The sequence below is a fragment of the Pseudomonas oryzihabitans genome, from assembly GCF_001518815.1.
In the GTDB taxonomy this organism is placed as follows: domain Bacteria; phylum Pseudomonadota; class Gammaproteobacteria; order Pseudomonadales; family Pseudomonadaceae; genus Chryseomonas; species Chryseomonas oryzihabitans_E.
On record NZ_CP013987.1, the window covers coordinates 1,486,854 to 1,501,017 of the forward strand.

The following is a 14,164-nucleotide window of genomic DNA, read 5'->3' on the forward strand; positions in this document are numbered from 1 at the left end:
GCTGCTGTCCTCAGGCCTGTTGACGGGCATCGGCCACGCCAGCGCGCAGGACGCGGCGGGTCAGCTCGAGTTTGAAATCGTTGTGGCCATAGCCACGGGCGCCGGCGAGTAGGGCATCGCCCACCCCGGCCAGGTCACCGTCCGCCGCCTGGCCGGCAAAGGCCTGATCGGCCGCCGCCACGCGCCAGGGCTTGTGCGCCAGACCGCCGAAGGCGGCGCGACCGCTGCGGATGCGCGTGCCGTCGAACTCGACGATGGCCGCCATGGACACGAGGGCGAAGGCATAGGAGGCACGGTCGCGCACCTTGCGATACACCTGGATACCAGGCGGTGGCGGTGGCAGGGTCACGGCGGTGATGAGTTCGCCGGGTTGCAGCACCGTCTCGATCTGCGGGGTGTCACCGGGCAGGCGATGGAAGTCGGCGAGGGGGATGCGGCGGGTGCGGCCATTGGCTTCGCGGGTTTCCACCATCGCGTCCAGTACGCGCATGGCCACCGCCATGTCGGAGGGGTGCACGGCGATGCACTGGTCGCTGGCACCGAGCACCGCGTTCATCCGATTGAAGCCGCCCAGGGCCGCACAGCCACTGCCGGGCTGGCGTTTATTGCAGGGCATCGCAGTGTTGTAGAAATAGGAGCAACGAGTGCGCTGCAGCAGATTGCCGCCGGTGGTGGCCTTGTTGCGTAGCTGCGCCGAGGCGCCGGCCAGCAGGGCGCGCGACAGCACCGGATAGCGCTCCCGTACCCGCGCATCGGCAGCCAGGGTGGAATTGCGCACCAGGGTACCGATGCGCAGGCCGCCGTCCTCGGTGGCGCGGATCTGATCCAGCGCCAGGCGATTGATGTCCAGCACCTGGCTGGGCGTCTCGATCTCCAGCTTCATCAGATCCAGCAGGTTGGTGCCGCCAGCGATGAAGCGACTGCCTGCCTGGACGCCCTGGCGGCTGGCGTCGGCCTCGTTCTGGACACGCCGATAGTCGAAGACTCTCATGCCTGGCCCCCCGCCATCTGGATGGCCGCGACGATGTTGGGATAGGCGCTGCAGCGACAGAGGTTGCCACTCATGCGCTCGCGGATCTCTTCCTCGCTCAGCCGCATGGGGCCATCGAGGCGCGCCGAGACATGGCTGGGCATGCCGGCCTTGACCTCGTCGAGCAAGGCCACCGCCGAGCAGATCTGCCCAGGCGTGCAATAGCCGCACTGGAAGCCGTCCTTGGCCAGGAAGGCGGCTTGCATGGGATGCAGGCGCTCGGCGTTGCCCAGGCCCTCGATGGTGGTGATGGTATCGCCTTCGTGCATGGCCGCCAGGCTCAGGCAGCTGTTGATGCGCTGGCCGTTCACCAGCACCGTGCAGGCGCCGCACTGGCCATGGTCGCAGCCCTTCTTGGTGCCCGTGAGGTGCAGGTTCTCGCGCAGGGCATCGAGCAGGGTGGTGCGGCTGTCGACCTTGAGCCTGCGCGCCTCGCCATTGATCTGCAGCGTCAGCGGCAGCAGCTGCGGCAGGCGGGCAGCAATGGCCTGGGGTGTCAGGGGCGCGCCACCGCTGGCCTGGGCAAAGGTGTAGCCGGGAATGGCGCTGGTCGCCACCAGCACCGCGGAGGTGCCGAGGAACTGGCGCCGCGACAGGCGCCAGCGAGCATTGGAGTCGGAAGCCATGGTTGGATTCTCATCGTTGGGGGGGCATATCACGGGAGTTCTGATGACTACCGTGCCGCCAAGGGGGTTCAGGGCGCTGGCGCACCATCGGACAAGGTCGCCATACCAGATGTGTCCAGGCGGCGGAAAAGGGCTCTGGCTGGCGCCTCGGACCGCTTCGCTGAGCAGACCTCAACGTGACGTTGAATACCACTGGGCAGGGGTGCTGAACCGCTTCCGGTCGGCGTCGGTCCCTTACCTGAGGTGGCCTTTCGCTGCCACCACCTATTCCGACCACGGGGGCACCTGCACCCCGCGGCTTTAACCGTGAGGTCCGCCATGAACGCCACCCCCGCGCGCCAGGTTCAGCCCCTGGCCGAACCCGAGTCCCATACCATCGCCCTGACCCTCAACGGCAAGCAGTTGCAGCTGGCCGTCGAGCCCTGGACCACCCTGCTCGATCTCCTGCGCGATCACCTCGACCTGACCGGCACCAAGAAGGGTTGCGATCACGGCCAATGCGGCGCCTGCACGGTGCTGGTCAACGGTACCCGCATCAATAGCTGCCTGGCCCTGGCGGTCATGCAGGATGGCGCCGAAGTCACCACCATCGAAGGCTTGGCCCAGGGCGACCAGCTGCATCCCATGCAGGAGGCCTTCGTCGCCGAAGACGCCTTCCAATGTGGCTATTGCACCCCTGGCCAGATCTGTTCGGCCATCGGCATGCTCAAGGAAGGCCATGCCCAGAGTGAGGCCGAGGTAGCCGAGCAGATGAGCGGTAACCTTTGCCGTTGCGGCGCCTATCGCAACATCCGCGCCGCCATCGAGCGTGCGCGCCCGGCCTGCCAGCAAGGGGAGGGCCGCGAATGAACCGCTTCGGTTATGCCAAGCCCAACGCCGTGCCCGACGCCATCCGCCAGCATGGGCCCCAGACCCATTTCATCGCCGGGGGTACCAACCTGCTGGACCTGATGAAGGAAAACGTCGAGCGTCCCACGCAGCTGATCGACGTCAACGGCCTGCCCTTGCGTGAGGTCGAGGCAACCCCCGAAGGTGGCCTGCGCATCGGCGCCCTGGTCAAGAATGCCGAGGTGGCCTACCACCCCGAGGTGCAGCGTCGTTACCCACTACTGGCCAAGGCCATCCTCGCCGGCGCCTCACCGCAGCTGCGCAACATGGCCTCCACCGGTGGCAACCTCTTGCAGCGCACCCGCTGCTACTACTTCTATGACGTAGGCACGCCCTGCAACAAGCGCGAGCCGGGCTCCGGCTGCGGCGCCCGCGAGGGGCAGAATCGCATCCATGCCATCCTGGGCCACAGCGAGCAGTGCATCGCCACTCACCCCTCGGACATGTGCGTGGCCCTGGCCGCCCTACAGGCCAAGGTCGAGGTAAGCGGGCCCCAGGGTGATCGCGTCATCGACTTCGCCGATTTCCACCGCCTGCCCGGCGACACCCCGGAGCGCGACACCAACCTTGAGGCCGACGAACTCATCACCGCCGTGACCCTGCCGGCGGAAAGCCTGGCTGCCCACAGCGCCTACCTGAAGATTCGCGACCGCGCCTCCTATGCCTTCGCCCTGGTCTCGGTGGCGGCAGCCCTGGAACTGGACGGCGAGCGCATCAAGCAGGTGCGTGTCGCCCTGGGTGGCGTGGCCCATAAGCCCTGGCGCCTGCCGGAGGCCGAGCAGGCTCTGGTTGGCCAGGTCGCGGACAAGGCAGCCTTCGGTCAACTGGCCGATCGCTTGCTGCAAGGCGCCGAAGGCTTCGCCCACAACAGCTTCAAGATCGAACTGGCCCGGCGCGCCATCGTTCGCGCCCTTACCGAAGCCGCCGGAGGTACCCTGCAATGACCGTCGTCCATCTGCAAAAAGCCGTTCCCCGCGTCGATGGTCCGCTCAAGGTCACCGGTAAGGCCCTCTACGCCGGCGAATTCAGCGTGCCGGATCTGGCCTTTGGCTTCGTGGTCAACGCCACCATCACCAAGGGGCGTTTGCTCGATCTGGATGTCAGCGAAGCCCTGGCCCAGCCGGGTGTCGTCGAGGTGCTCAGCCACCTCAATCGTCCCAAGATGGCCAGCTATGACGAAAGCTACACCGACATGGACGCGGCCGATGGCAAGCCCTTTCGGCCGCTGTACAACGACCGCATCCTCTACAGTGGCCAGCCCATCGCGTTGGTAGTGGCTGACACCTTCGAGGCCGCGCGCCACGCCGCCTCGCTGATCCGTGCCCAATACAGCGAAGAGGAGCACGCTACCGACCTGGCCCAGGCCCGCGATCAGGCCCACGAAGCGCCCATGGAACTGCCGGAAAATCGTGGTAACGCCCCGGCAGCCTGGGCCGCGGCGCCCACTCGTATCGAAGCCGAATACCACTCCGCGGCGGAATTCCATAACCCCATGGAGATGCACGCCTCGACGGTCATCTACCACAAGGACGGCAAGCTGACGGTGCACGACAAGACCCAGGGCGTGCAGAACAGCGCCCAGTTCGTCAGCAGCATCTTCGGTCTGGGCGAAGGCGACGTGAAGGTCATCTCGCCCTTCGTTGGCGGCGCCTTTGGTTCCGGCCTGCGTCCGCAGTACCAGCTGGTCCTGGCGACCATGGCCGCCTTGCAGCTCAAGCGCTCGGTACGGGTCACCCTGACGCGCCAGCAGATGTTCACCTTCGGCTATCGCCCCGAGACCTATCAGCAGGTCAAGCTGGCCTGCGACAGCGACGGCAAGCTGCAGGCCATCGACCACAGCGCCCTGGGCATTACCTCGCGCTTCGAAGACTTCACCGAAATGGTGCTGGTCTGGTCGGCGTCGCTCTATGCCTGCCCCAACGTCAAGCTGGCCTACCAGCTGGCCGCGCTGGACGTCTACACCCCGCTGGACATGCGCGCACCGGGCGCTGTACTGGGCGTCTATGCGCTGGAAAGTGCCATGGACGAACTGGCCTATGCTGCTGACATCGATCCGTTGGAGCTGCGCATCCGCAACTTCACCGATGTCGATCCGGCCAAGGACAAACCCTACTCCAGCAAGGAACTGCTGGAATGCTATCGCCAGGCCGCCGAGCGTTTCGGCTGGGAGCAGCGCAGTATGGCGCCACGTTCCATGCGTGATGGCAATCAACTGGTCGGCTGGGGCATGGCGACCGGGGTCTGGGAGGCCATGCAGCAACCGGCCACGGCCAAGGCCGTGATGAACATCGACGGCAGTCTGGTGGTGGCCAGTGCCACGGCCGATATCGGCACCGGTACCTATACGGTGATGACCCAGATCGCCGCCGAGAACCTCGGGCTGCCGCTGGACAAGGTGACCTTCAAGCTAGGCGATTCCACCCTGCCCAAGGCCCCCCTCGAAGGCGGTTCCTTTACCGTGTCTTCGGTAGGCACCGCCGTGAAGCTGGCCTGCGACCAGTTGCGCCAGCAACTGCTGGATGCGGCCAAGGAGATGGACGACTCGCCGCTGGCCAAGGCCGAACTGGAGCAGGTGGTATTCGCCGACGGCGGCATCAGCCTCAAGACCGATCCTGCCCAGCGCGTCGACTTCACCGCCATCCTCAAGGCGTCCGGTTCGGCGTCCATGGAGACCCTGGCCAGCGCCGAGCCGGCAGAAGAGCGCGACAACTACGCCACCGGTACCCACTCGGCGGTGTTCGTTGAGGTCAAGGTGGACGAGGACTTCGGCAGCGTTCAGGTCAGCCGCGTGGTCACGGCCGTAGCCGCAGGCCGTATCCTCAACCTCAAGACCGGCGAGAACCAAGTAGCCGGTGGCATCGTCTGGGGCATTGGCATGGGCCTGCAGGAAGAGGGGATGATGGACACCACCGAAGGCCGCTGGATGAATCACAGCCTCGCCGAGTACCACTTCCCGGTGCAGGCCGATGTTCATCAGCTGGACGTGATCTTCGTCGAGGAACACGACGAGATCGTCAATCCGCTGGGCGCCAAGGGCATCGGCGAGATCGGCATCGTCGGCGTAGCGCCGGCCATCGCTAACGCCATCTTCCACGCCACCGGCAAGCGGGTGCGGGATCTGCCCATCACCCTGGACAAGGTCTTCGCCGACGAGCTGCTGCACTAGGCTCGGCTGTAGAGGGGTGGAGCGTGACGAAGCCCGACGCTTTGCGGTCGAGTCCGCTGCGTTGGGCGTCGACGGTGGAGCCGTCTCAACCCAACCTACGGAGGCTACCGTAGGTTGGCGCTGAGCACAGCGAAGCCCAACAGGTCGTGCTGTGTCCATGCTGTTGCGCTTCGACGATGGGACCGTCTCAACCCAACCTACGGAGGCTACCGTAGGTTGGCGCTGAGCGCAGCGAAGCCCAACACCCAAGCTCCGGCAACGAAAAAGGCCCGCCTCCAAGAGACGGGCCTTTTTCAGGCAGTCAGTAAACCGCTATTCGATCACTCGGCGTGCGACGCGCCGTCATGTTCGATTTGCTCTTTATACTCCAGGGCATCCGCTTCGCTCTGGTAGACACCGACCAATTCCCCTTCCTGTTTCACGTCCCACAGATGCATGCCCAGGCCACGGGCTTCGCGGGACATATGGTCTTCGTCACGTTCGGTTACGGTAATGGTCATGTTGTATCTCCTTGGTCGAGCCCGCACTACGGCAGGGCTTGAAGCCCATACTAGAGCGTTTCGCTTCAGGACCAAGGCGTATCTCGGCAACAAGTCGTTACAACTTCTGCGACAATCTGTCGCGCACCTTGCTGTCATCAGGCCATCGCTCTGTCGCCGATGTCTGGAATCCTTCGTGACACCTACTGCTTGCTCTGCCCAGCTGCGGCTTGCCACCTTGGCCGATGTAGAGGCTCTGTTCGCCGTCCGGCTTGCGGTTACCGACAATGTCCTGACTCGGGAACAGCTCGCTGACCTGGGTATAACCCCGGCATCGATCGCTGAACTGCTGGCTGCTGCGCCCTGTGCCTGGGTAGTGGAGGTGGATGGCGAGGTGGTGGGCTTCAGTCTGGTCGATCTGGTGGCGGGAGAGGTCTTCGCCCTGTTTGTCAGACCCGAATGGCAAGCCCAGGGTTTCGGCGCTCGCCTGTTGGCCGCGGCTGAGACCGCGCTGTTTCGCCAGCATGCCCTCATCTGGCTGGTCACCGACGGAGCGCCCTCGGTGAGGGCCAATGCTTTCTATCAGGCGCAGGGTTGGCGCCACGTCGCTCAGTTGCAGGGCACCGACGTGCGCTACGAGAAGAGCCGCAGCGTCGAGCAGCATGTCGAAGCTACCTGATGAGCGCTGACCCTAGGCAAAAAAACGCCCTCCGAAGAGGGCGTCATCATTGCGACCAGGATCAGTTGGCGCCTTTCACCGTGCGCCCGTTGACCGAGCCTTCCTTGAGGCTGGTCTGGTATTCCTTGCCGTCGCTCTCCTGCTGGTAGAGACGCACCAGCAGGTAGTCCCAATCCTTGGCGAACCACAGTTCGGTCTTGCGGCTGCTCTTGGTGGGATCACGCACGCGCTCCACCTTGATGGCATCGAACAGACCTAGCGGAGTGCGGATGCGCTCCGGACCGATGACGCGGAAGTCATAGGTGTCGATGCTGTCACCGTCGACGATCTGGTAGCTCATGCTCTTCTTGCCGTCGGCGACGTCCTGCTGCAGCTTGAGCTGGTAAGTCGACTTGTCCAGCAGACCACGATCCAGGGTCAGGCTGACCGGATCGTCCTTGTCCTTGCCGGTAACCTTCTTGGCGGCCCAGTCGAAGGTCAGTTCGCTCTCGCGGCTCTTGCCCAATCCGCTGCGCTTGTATTGGTAGGTATCCGGCAGGAAGGCTTCGCCCTCGCGGCGGAAGGTGCTGGACTCATTGAGGCCGGCGACCAGCATGGAGGCTTCGAACTTCAGCTCCCAGCGACCATCGGCTTCTTTCTCCAGCGAGCGTTCGGCGGAGCCGCTGACCGGCATCTGCTTCCAGTCGGCGGTGTAGCTGGCCGTGAAGGGCTGCAGGTCGAAGGCGAAGGCCGAGGCACTGCAGAGGGTGGCCAATAGGAACAACAGACGTCGCATCAGTTTCTCCTTGGATCAGGAAAGGGAGGCCGCGACCGTCAGCGACGGCAGCGTGGCCCCGGTAGGCGGCAGCGCCTGGCCATCGAGCTCGGCACCCAGGGTACCCAGCCGCAGACGACCTTCGGCGAACAACCGCACCGCCACAGGATAAAGGAGGTGCTCGGCGGCGTGTACCCGTGTTGCCAGGCTCTCCGCCGTATCTTCCGCCAGGACCGGCACCCGTGACTGCAGGACGACGGGACCGCCATCCAGTTCTTCGGTGACGAAGTGCACGCTGCAGCCATGCCAGGCATCGCCAGCGTCGAGGGCCCGTTGATGGGTATGCAGCCCCTTGTACAGCGGCAGCAGCGAGGGATGGATATTGAGCAGGCGGCCCTGGTAGCGCCGCACGAAGGTCGGCGTGAGGATGCGCATGAAGCCGGCCAGGACCACCAAGTCGGCGCCCTGGGCGTCGATGGCGGCCGCCAGGGCCGCATCGAAGCTGTCACGATCGCCATGCTCGCGGTGGTCGATCACCTGGGTGGCGATCCCGGCCTGACGGGCCCGCTCCAGGCCATAGGCCTCGGCGCGGTTGGCGATCACCGCCGCGATCCGCACGGGCGGTGTCGCAGCGTCGATCAGAGCTTGCAGGTTGCTGCCGTGGCCGGAGATGAGCACCACCACGGCGCAGTCGGCAGGGCTCATCCGTGCTGTTTCAGATTGTTCAGTACGACCTGGTCGGCGCCCTCGGCGGCCTGCTCGATACGGCCGATCACCCAGGGCTGCTCGCCCTCGGCACGCAGCACCTGCAGGGCGCCTTCTACCTGATCCTGGGCCACGCAGATGACCATGCCGACACCGCAGTTCAGTACACGGTGCATCTCGGTCTCATCGACGTTGCCCTGCTGCTGCAGCCAGTCGAACACCGCCGGACGCTGCCAGCTGGCCACGTCCACCACCGCCTGGGCACCCTCGGGCAGCACGCGCGGGATGTTGTCCAGGAGACCGCCGCCGGTGATGTGGGCCATGGCCTTGACCGCACCGGTCTCCTTGATCAGCTTGAGCAGCGGCTTCACATAGATGCGGGTGGGCGCCATCAGCAGTTCGGTCAGCGGCTGGCCGTCGAGCTGGATGTTCTCGATGTCGGCGCCGGCTACCTCGATGATCTTGCGGATCAGCGAATAGCCGTTGGAGTGCGGGCCGGAGGAGGGCAGGGCGATCAGGGCGTCGCCGGTGGCGACCTTGGAACCGTCGATGATCTCGGACTTTTCCACCACGCCGACGCAGAAGCCGGCCAGGTCGTAGTCTTCGCCTTCGTACATGCCGGGCATCTCGGCGGTCTCGCCACCCACCAGGGAGCAGCCAGCCTGTTCGCAACCGGTGCCGATGCCGGTCACCACCTGGGCGGCGACATCGACATTGAGCTTGCCGGTGGCGTAGTAGTCGAGGAAGAACAGCGGTTCGGCACCGCAGACCACCAGGTCGTTGACGCACATGGCCACCAGGTCGATGCCGATGCTGTCGTGCTTGGCCAGGTTCATGGCCAGACGCAGCTTGGTGCCGACGCCGTCGGTGCCGGAGACCAGTACCGGCTGGCGATAGCCTGCCGGGATCTCGCACAGGGCACCAAAGCCCCCCAGGCCGCCCATGACTTCCGGGCGGGCGGTGCGCTTGGCGACGCCCTTGATGCGTTCTACCAGAGCCTCACCGGCGTCGATGTCTACACCGGCGTCCTTGTAGCTCAGCTGGGGTTGTTTGCTCATGAATCCTGGCCTTTGGCTAATGGCGAAACGAGCCGGCTGGCGCCAGCCGGCAATGAGGCGGGCGATTTTACCAGAAGCCGTGCCAAAGCACGCGGCCCGCCGCAGCCTCCGGTCCGGGCGGCGATGGCACCCGGCCAGCCCCCTGTGGTCTGAGCCTGACCGCCTGCGAATTCGCCGGCTCGGTGCCGGCCTGCTGCGGGCTTCTTCGCAGCCTGGGTTCCCGCACCCTTGCCCGCGGGTCAGGCGGCTTTTAAGGTATGCCCCTTGCCCTTTCTATGGAATCGCCATGCGCCGTCTCGTCCTTCCGTTGCTCGCTTCGCTGCTGGTCCTGAGTCCGCTCGCCCGCGCCGAGGTGGTGGACAACCTCTACCAGGTCCGCGAGCCGGTGGCCTCGCAACAACCGGACGAGCGCAATGCCGCCCTCAAGCGCGCCCTGCAGGTGCTGGCCGGACGCCTGACCGGTAACCCCCAAGCCGGCCAGACCCCGGGTCTTGCCAGTGCCCTGGCGGCGCCCGAATCCCTGATCAGCCAGTACAGCTATGACGCCGGTCCGCCGGAAGTGCTGGTGGCCAACTTCGACCCGGCCGCTACCGAGCGCGCCCTGGGCCAGGCGGGTCTGTCGGTGTGGGGCGCCAATCGTCCGGTGGTGATGATCTGGTGGCTCAACGACGCCGACAGCGGGGCGACCCTGCTGGGTGACGGCCAACCCGCCAGCACCGGTGTGCAGCGCGGTGCCCAGCGCGCCGGCCTGCCGATTCGCCTGCCGCTGGCCGATCTCAACGAACAGCTGGCTGGCACCGCCGCCAACATCGACGCCAACGATCCGACCGCCTTGCGCCAGGCCTCCGAGCGCTATGGCGCCAATGCACTGCTGGCGGTACATGCCAAGCCCCAGGGTAATAGCTGGCAGGCCCAGTGGCGGCTGTGGAACGGTGGCGCTGCCGAGCAGGGCAGCAGCCAGGCAGCCGACCAGGACGCCCTGGCCGCAGCCGTCCTGCAGGACGTCGCCGGGCGCCTGTCGAAGAAATTCGTCTCCCGTCCTGGCACCACCCAGCCGCTGACCCTGGTGGCCGACAACTCCAACTTCGAGCGCTATGCCCAGCTGCAGAAGGTCCTGGAGCCCCTGTCGAGCCGCCTGGTGAAAGTCGAGGGTACCCAGCTGACCTATGACCTGACGGGCAATCCCGACCAGCTCCAGGCACAGCTTGGCCTGGCCGGTCTGCAGCCGGCTTCCGCGCCGGCCGCCCCCGCGTCCCCCGCACCGGCGACGCCGGGTGCTCCGGTGGACGCTACCGTTACGCCGACCGCTCCGGCAGCCCAGCCAGCCCCGTCCGCCCAGCCGGCGCGTACCACCCTGTATTTCCGTTGGCCGTGAGGGTAGACGGCCAACACTGAAGCGGCTGCTGCGAGGGGGCCAGGATTTGGTTAGACTTGGCGCCCTCGCGAAACTGCCAAGAGCCGTTCGAGCTGGCATGATGCCTTTACAGCTGCCCCTGGGTATTCGTCTGCGTGACGACGCCACCTTCGTCAATTACTACCCTGGCGCCAATGCTGCGGCGCTCGGCTATGTCGAGCGTCTCTGCGACGCCGATGCCGGCTGGACGGAAAGTCTGATCTATCTGTGGGGCGGCGCGGGTGCCGGCCGCAGTCATCTGATGCAGGCGGCCTGTCACCGCCTGGAAGAGCTGGGCGAGCGGGCCATCTACCTGCCCATGGGTGAACTGGCCGACTATGGCGTGGAGTTGTTCGACAACCTCGAGCAGTGCGAGCTGGTCTGCCTCGACGATCTCGACGCCCTGGCCGGCCAGCGACGCTGGGAAGAGGCGCTCTTCCACCTGTTCAATCGTCTGCGCGATGCCGGCAAACGCCTGCTCATCTCCAGTACCGCATCGCCGCGGCAACTGCCGGTACAGCTGGCCGATCTCAAGTCACGTCTGACCCTGGCACTGGTCTTCCAGCTGCGACCCCTGTCCGACGAAGACAAGCTGCGCGCCTTGCAGCTGCGCGCCTCTCGTCGCGGCCTGCACCTGACCGACGAGGTCGGCCGCTTCATCCTCTCGCGCAACACCCGCAGCATGGACGCCCTGTTCGACATGCTCGAACGTCTGGATCAGGCCTCGCTGCAGGCGCGGCGCAAGCTCACCATTCCCTTCGTCAAGGAAATCATGGGCTGGTAGCCGTGCCGGCTACCGCTACTTTTGCAGGCGTCCCGCCAGGGTCGCCAGGCGCTTGCCCAAGGCCCGGCACAGCGCCGTTTCCTGCTCGTCCAGCGCGCGCTTGCCATCGGCACCGGCGAAATGGCTTGGACCGTAGGGCGTGCCGCCGCCCTTGGTTTCCAGCAGGGCACTCTCGCTGTAGGGCAGGCCGGTGATGAGCATGCCATGGTGCAGCAGCGGCAGGGCCATGGACAGCAGGGTGCTCTCCTGGCCGCCATGCAGGCTGGCCGTGGAAGTGAAGACCCCCGCAGGCTTGTCCACCAGGGCGCCGGTCAGCCAGAGGCTGTTGGTGCCATCCAGGAAGTACTTCATGGCGGCGGCCATGTTGCCGTAGCGCGTCGGGCTGCCCAGGGCGAGCGCCGCGCAGTCGCGCAGATCATCGAGGGTCGCGTAGACCGCGCCCTGCTCGGGTACCGCCGGGGCGACGGCGGCGCACTCGGCGGACACCGCCGGCACCGTGCGCAGGCGTGCGGCCATGCCACCCATTTCCACCCCGCGAGCGACCTGTCGCGCCATCTCGGCAGTGGCGCCATGCCGGCTGTAGTAGAGCACCAGAACATAGGCTTCGGGGGTCATTGCAGGATCTCCAGGACACGCTCGGGGGGACGACCGACGACGGCGCGGTCGCCGCGTATGGCGATGGGTCTTTCGATCAGCTTGGGGTGGGCGGCCATGGCGGCGACCAGGGCGTCGTCGTCCAGCGCCGGGTCGGCGAGGTTCAGCTCGCGATAGGCATCCTCGCCGGTCCTTAGCAGCTGGCGCGCGCTCAGGCCCAGCTTGGCGAGCAGTCCGCGTAACTCGGCGGCGTCCGGCGGCGTCTCCAGGTAGGGCACCACGGATACGGCTAGCTCGCGGCTTTGCAGGAGGTCCAGCGCTGCGCGCGATTTCGAGCAGCGCGGATTGTGATAGAGGACGATTTCACTCATGGGCTGATCCATAGAAGGTAAGATGCCCATTGTAGCGGGTTGGCGAGGACTGCCGCGCCAGCCCTTGACCGTGCCTTTCGAGGAACCGCCAATGCCGGCCCGCTTGCGTGAACTGCTGTCCTTCGTTCGCTACCTCGCCGACCGCTTCATCGAAGACCGCGCGCCCAACAATGCCGCGGCCCTGACCTACACCACGCTGTTCGCCGTGGTCCCGGTGATGACCGTGACCTTCGCCATGCTCTCGGCGATTCCGGCCTTCCAGGGCACCGAAGTCCAGATCCAGGCCTTCATCTTCCGCAATTTCGTGCCCTCCACCGGGGCGACCCTGGAAGAATACTTGCGCAACTTCATCGAGCAGGCCCGGCACCTGACCTGGCTGGGCGTGGCCCTGCTGGCGGTGACGTCCTTCTTCATGCTGGTGACGGTGGAAAAGACCTTCAACGACATCTGGCGCGTACGCATCCCCCGGCGCGGGGTCTCCAGCTTCCTGCTCTACTGGGCGGTGCTCAGCCTGGGCCCCCTGCTGCTGGGCGCCGGTTTCGCCATGAGCACCTACCTGGCCTCGGTGGCCCTGGTCTTTGGCTCCTACGGCATGTCCGGCGCCCAGATGCTGCTCAAGGTCACGCCACTGCTGTTCAGCATCGCCGCCTTCACCCTGATGTACGCCGCCGTGCCTAACACCCGGGTACCCCTACGCCACGCGCTGATCGGCGGTGCCCTGACCGGGGTGCTGTTCGAAGCGGCCAAGAGCCTGTTCGGTCTCTATGTCTTCTATTTCCCCGGCTACCAGCTGATCTATGGCGCCTTCGCCACGGTGCCGCTGTTCCTGGTCTGGATCTATGTCTGCTGGCTGATCGTGTTGCTGGGGGCGGAGGTGGTGTGCAGCCTGTCCACCACCCATCATTGGCGGCGCGCGCCGCTGCCGGCGTTCTTCATCCTGCTCGCCGTACTGCGGGCCTTTCTGGAGCGGCAGCAAAGCGGTTCCAGTCTGCACCTGGGGCGGTTGCACCAGGCCGGCTGGAAGCTGCCGGAGCACGAATGGCACGCAGTGCTGGCGTTCCTGCAACAGGAGCGTCTGGTCTGCCAGAACGACAGCGGTCACTGGGTACTCTGCCGCGACCTGCACGGCTATGCCCTGCTGGATCTGCTGGACCGCTCCCCCTGGACACCTCCCGCACCGGACTGCTGGCCGCCCGCCGAACGTTTTCCCGGTGACTGGTATCCGCAGCTGCGGGAAGCCTTCGCGCGGCTGCAGGCACAGCGTCATGAACTGCTCGCCGGCAGCGTGGCCCACTGGCTCAAGGTCGCGCCGGTGCTGGAAGAAAGGGGCGCCCAATGATGAGAGACGGAGCGGCGCGTCACGGCCTGATCAGTGGCCGCGTACAGGGCGTCTACTACCGCGAGAGCACGCGGCAGGAGGCGCAGCGCCTGGGCGTCACCGGCTGGGTGCGAAATCTGGCGGATGGCCGGGTGGAGTGCCACCTGGAGGGTTCGGTCGAGGCACTGGCCCAGCTGGAACGCTGGCTCTGGCAGGGGCCGGCAGCGGCCCGGGTGACCGAGGTGGTGCTGGAGGAGGTGGCCTGTGAAGGCTTCACCGACTTCCAGGTCAGGCGCACGGACGCCTGACCTGAAGCGGT

At 66.0% G+C, this 14,164-nt stretch carries 16 protein-coding genes; 8 read left to right on the forward strand and 8 right to left on the reverse strand.

Annotated elements, in window-relative coordinates; genetic code table 11:
• Window positions 1-10: 10 nt before the first annotated feature.
• Window positions 11-991 (reverse strand): FAD binding domain-containing protein, encoded by a 981-nt coding sequence (locus tag APT59_RS06655; RefSeq protein ID WP_059314140.1) that lies wholly within the window; start codon window positions 989-991, stop codon window positions 11-13.
• Window positions 988-1,656: an aldehyde dehydrogenase iron-sulfur subunit PaoA gene (gene paoA, locus APT59_RS06660; protein WP_059314141.1), complete on the reverse strand. Its 669-nt coding sequence runs from the start codon at window positions 1,654-1,656 to the stop codon at window positions 988-990. The genes APT59_RS06655 and paoA overlap by 4 nt, the downstream gene beginning before the upstream one ends.
• A 318-nt stretch (window positions 1,657-1,974) precedes the next feature.
• Between paoA and APT59_RS06665 the strand changes: the two genes are divergently transcribed.
• Genes APT59_RS06665 through APT59_RS06675 form a run of 3 tightly spaced genes read left to right on the forward strand, consistent with a single transcriptional unit; the run spans window position 1,975 to window position 5,710 of the window.
• The gene (locus tag APT59_RS06665; protein ID WP_059314142.1) at window positions 1,975-2,505 is read left to right on the forward strand and encodes a (2Fe-2S)-binding protein; all 531 of its coding nucleotides are present in this window, start codon (window positions 1,975-1,977) and stop codon (window positions 2,503-2,505) included.
• Window positions 2,502-3,488, forward strand: coding sequence for an FAD binding domain-containing protein (locus APT59_RS06670; RefSeq protein ID WP_059314143.1), 987 nt, complete (start codon window positions 2,502-2,504; stop codon window positions 3,486-3,488). The genes APT59_RS06665 and APT59_RS06670 overlap by 4 nt, the downstream gene beginning before the upstream one ends.
• Entirely contained in the window at window positions 3,485-5,710 is a 2,226-nt protein-coding gene (locus APT59_RS06675; protein ID WP_059314144.1) for a xanthine dehydrogenase family protein molybdopterin-binding subunit, read from the forward strand. Before APT59_RS06670 ends, APT59_RS06675 begins: the two co-directional genes overlap by 4 nt.
• 320 nt (window positions 5,711-6,030) lie before the next feature.
• Here APT59_RS06675 and APT59_RS06680 read toward each other — a convergent pair whose 3' ends face one another.
• Window positions 6,031-6,210 carry a hypothetical protein gene (locus tag APT59_RS06680; protein ID WP_017638952.1) on the reverse strand — a complete coding sequence of 60 codons (180 nt, stop codon included), beginning with the start codon at window positions 6,208-6,210 and terminating at the stop codon, window positions 6,031-6,033.
• Between the two features lie 175 nt (window positions 6,211-6,385).
• Between APT59_RS06680 and APT59_RS06685 the strand changes: the two genes are divergently transcribed.
• Window positions 6,386-6,868, forward strand: a complete 483-nt coding sequence (locus tag APT59_RS06685; protein WP_237140575.1) for a GNAT family N-acetyltransferase — start codon at window positions 6,386-6,388, stop codon at window positions 6,866-6,868.
• A 61-nt stretch (window positions 6,869-6,929) separates the two neighbouring features.
• Here APT59_RS06685 and APT59_RS06690 read toward each other — a convergent pair whose 3' ends face one another.
• Genes APT59_RS06690 through purM form a run of 3 tightly spaced genes read right to left on the reverse strand, consistent with a single transcriptional unit; the run spans window position 6,930 to window position 9,385 of the window.
• Window positions 6,930-7,643 carry a DUF3108 domain-containing protein gene (locus tag APT59_RS06690; protein ID WP_059314145.1) on the reverse strand — a complete coding sequence of 238 codons (714 nt, stop codon included), beginning with the start codon at window positions 7,641-7,643 and terminating at the stop codon, window positions 6,930-6,932.
• A 15-nt stretch (window positions 7,644-7,658) separates the two neighbouring features.
• On the reverse strand, window positions 7,659-8,327 hold the full coding sequence (purN, locus tag APT59_RS06695) for a phosphoribosylglycinamide formyltransferase (protein WP_059314146.1): 669 nt from the start codon (window positions 8,325-8,327) through the stop codon (window positions 7,659-7,661).
• A complete protein-coding gene (gene purM, locus APT59_RS06700) occupies window positions 8,324-9,385 on the reverse strand; it encodes a phosphoribosylformylglycinamidine cyclo-ligase (RefSeq protein ID WP_059314147.1) in 1,062 nt (353 codons plus the stop codon). The genes purN and purM overlap by 4 nt, the downstream gene beginning before the upstream one ends.
• A gap of 286 nt (window positions 9,386-9,671) precedes the next feature.
• Between purM and APT59_RS06705 the strand changes: the two genes are divergently transcribed.
• Both APT59_RS06705 and hda read left to right on the forward strand, forming a co-directional pair.
• Window positions 9,672-10,760, forward strand: a complete 1,089-nt coding sequence (locus APT59_RS06705) for a DUF2066 domain-containing protein (protein ID WP_059314148.1) — start codon at window positions 9,672-9,674, stop codon at window positions 10,758-10,760.
• Window positions 10,761-10,857: 97 nt separating this feature from the next.
• A complete protein-coding gene (hda, locus tag APT59_RS06710; protein ID WP_017638945.1) occupies window positions 10,858-11,562 on the forward strand; it encodes a DnaA regulatory inactivator Hda in 705 nt (234 codons plus the stop codon).
• A gap of 15 nt (window positions 11,563-11,577) precedes the next feature.
• On the opposite strand, the gene wrbA is transcribed toward hda, so the two are convergent.
• Together wrbA and arsC are read right to left on the reverse strand one after the other, a co-directional pair.
• Window positions 11,578-12,177, reverse strand: a complete 600-nt coding sequence (wrbA, locus tag APT59_RS06715) for an NAD(P)H:quinone oxidoreductase (RefSeq protein ID WP_017638944.1) — start codon at window positions 12,175-12,177, stop codon at window positions 11,578-11,580.
• Window positions 12,174-12,527 (reverse strand): arsenate reductase (glutaredoxin), encoded by a 354-nt coding sequence (gene arsC / locus APT59_RS06720; protein ID WP_059314149.1) that lies wholly within the window; start codon window positions 12,525-12,527, stop codon window positions 12,174-12,176. Before arsC ends, wrbA begins: the two co-directional genes overlap by 4 nt.
• Window positions 12,528-12,618: 91 nt before the next feature.
• On the opposite strand from arsC, the gene APT59_RS06725 reads away from it, so the two are divergent.
• Window positions 12,619-13,866 (forward strand): YihY family inner membrane protein, encoded by a 1,248-nt coding sequence (locus tag APT59_RS06725; RefSeq protein ID WP_059314150.1) that lies wholly within the window; start codon window positions 12,619-12,621, stop codon window positions 13,864-13,866.
• Window positions 13,866-14,153, forward strand: a complete 288-nt coding sequence (locus APT59_RS06730; RefSeq protein ID WP_156428994.1) for an acylphosphatase — start codon at window positions 13,866-13,868, stop codon at window positions 14,151-14,153. The genes APT59_RS06725 and APT59_RS06730 overlap by 1 nt, the downstream gene beginning before the upstream one ends.
• Window positions 14,154-14,164 lie beyond the last annotated feature (11 nt).

Coding starts and splice junctions, on each gene's coding strand:
- APT59_RS06705 (WP_059314148.1), top strand. CDS start 9,672: ATGCGCCGTCTCGTCCTTCCGTTGCTCGCTTCGCTGCTGGTCCTGAGT.
- wrbA (WP_017638944.1), bottom strand. CDS start 12,177: ATGACCCCCGAAGCCTATGTTCTGGTGCTCTACTACAGCCGGCATGGC.
- APT59_RS06670 (WP_059314143.1), top strand. CDS start 2,502: ATGAACCGCTTCGGTTATGCCAAGCCCAACGCCGTGCCCGACGCCATC.
- purN (WP_059314146.1), bottom strand. CDS start 8,327: ATGAGCCCTGCCGACTGCGCCGTGGTGGTGCTCATCTCCGGCCACGGC.
- APT59_RS06725 (WP_059314150.1), top strand. CDS start 12,619: ATGCCGGCCCGCTTGCGTGAACTGCTGTCCTTCGTTCGCTACCTCGCC.
- hda (WP_017638945.1), top strand. CDS start 10,858: ATGATGCCTTTACAGCTGCCCCTGGGTATTCGTCTGCGTGACGACGCC.
- purM (WP_059314147.1), bottom strand. CDS start 9,385: ATGAGCAAACAACCCCAGCTGAGCTACAAGGACGCCGGTGTAGACATC.
- arsC (WP_059314149.1), bottom strand. CDS start 12,527: ATGAGTGAAATCGTCCTCTATCACAATCCGCGCTGCTCGAAATCGCGC.
- APT59_RS06690 (WP_059314145.1), bottom strand. CDS start 7,643: ATGCGACGTCTGTTGTTCCTATTGGCCACCCTCTGCAGTGCCTCGGCC.
- APT59_RS06675 (WP_059314144.1), top strand. CDS start 3,485: ATGACCGTCGTCCATCTGCAAAAAGCCGTTCCCCGCGTCGATGGTCCG.
- APT59_RS06665 (WP_059314142.1), top strand. CDS start 1,975: ATGAACGCCACCCCCGCGCGCCAGGTTCAGCCCCTGGCCGAACCCGAG.
- APT59_RS06730 (WP_156428994.1), top strand. CDS start 13,866: ATGAGAGACGGAGCGGCGCGTCACGGCCTGATCAGTGGCCGCGTACAG.
- APT59_RS06680 (WP_017638952.1), bottom strand. CDS start 6,210: ATGACCATTACCGTAACCGAACGTGACGAAGACCATATGTCCCGCGAA.
- paoA (WP_059314141.1), bottom strand. CDS start 1,656: ATGGCTTCCGACTCCAATGCTCGCTGGCGCCTGTCGCGGCGCCAGTTC.
- APT59_RS06655 (WP_059314140.1), bottom strand. CDS start 991: ATGAGAGTCTTCGACTATCGGCGTGTCCAGAACGAGGCCGACGCCAGC.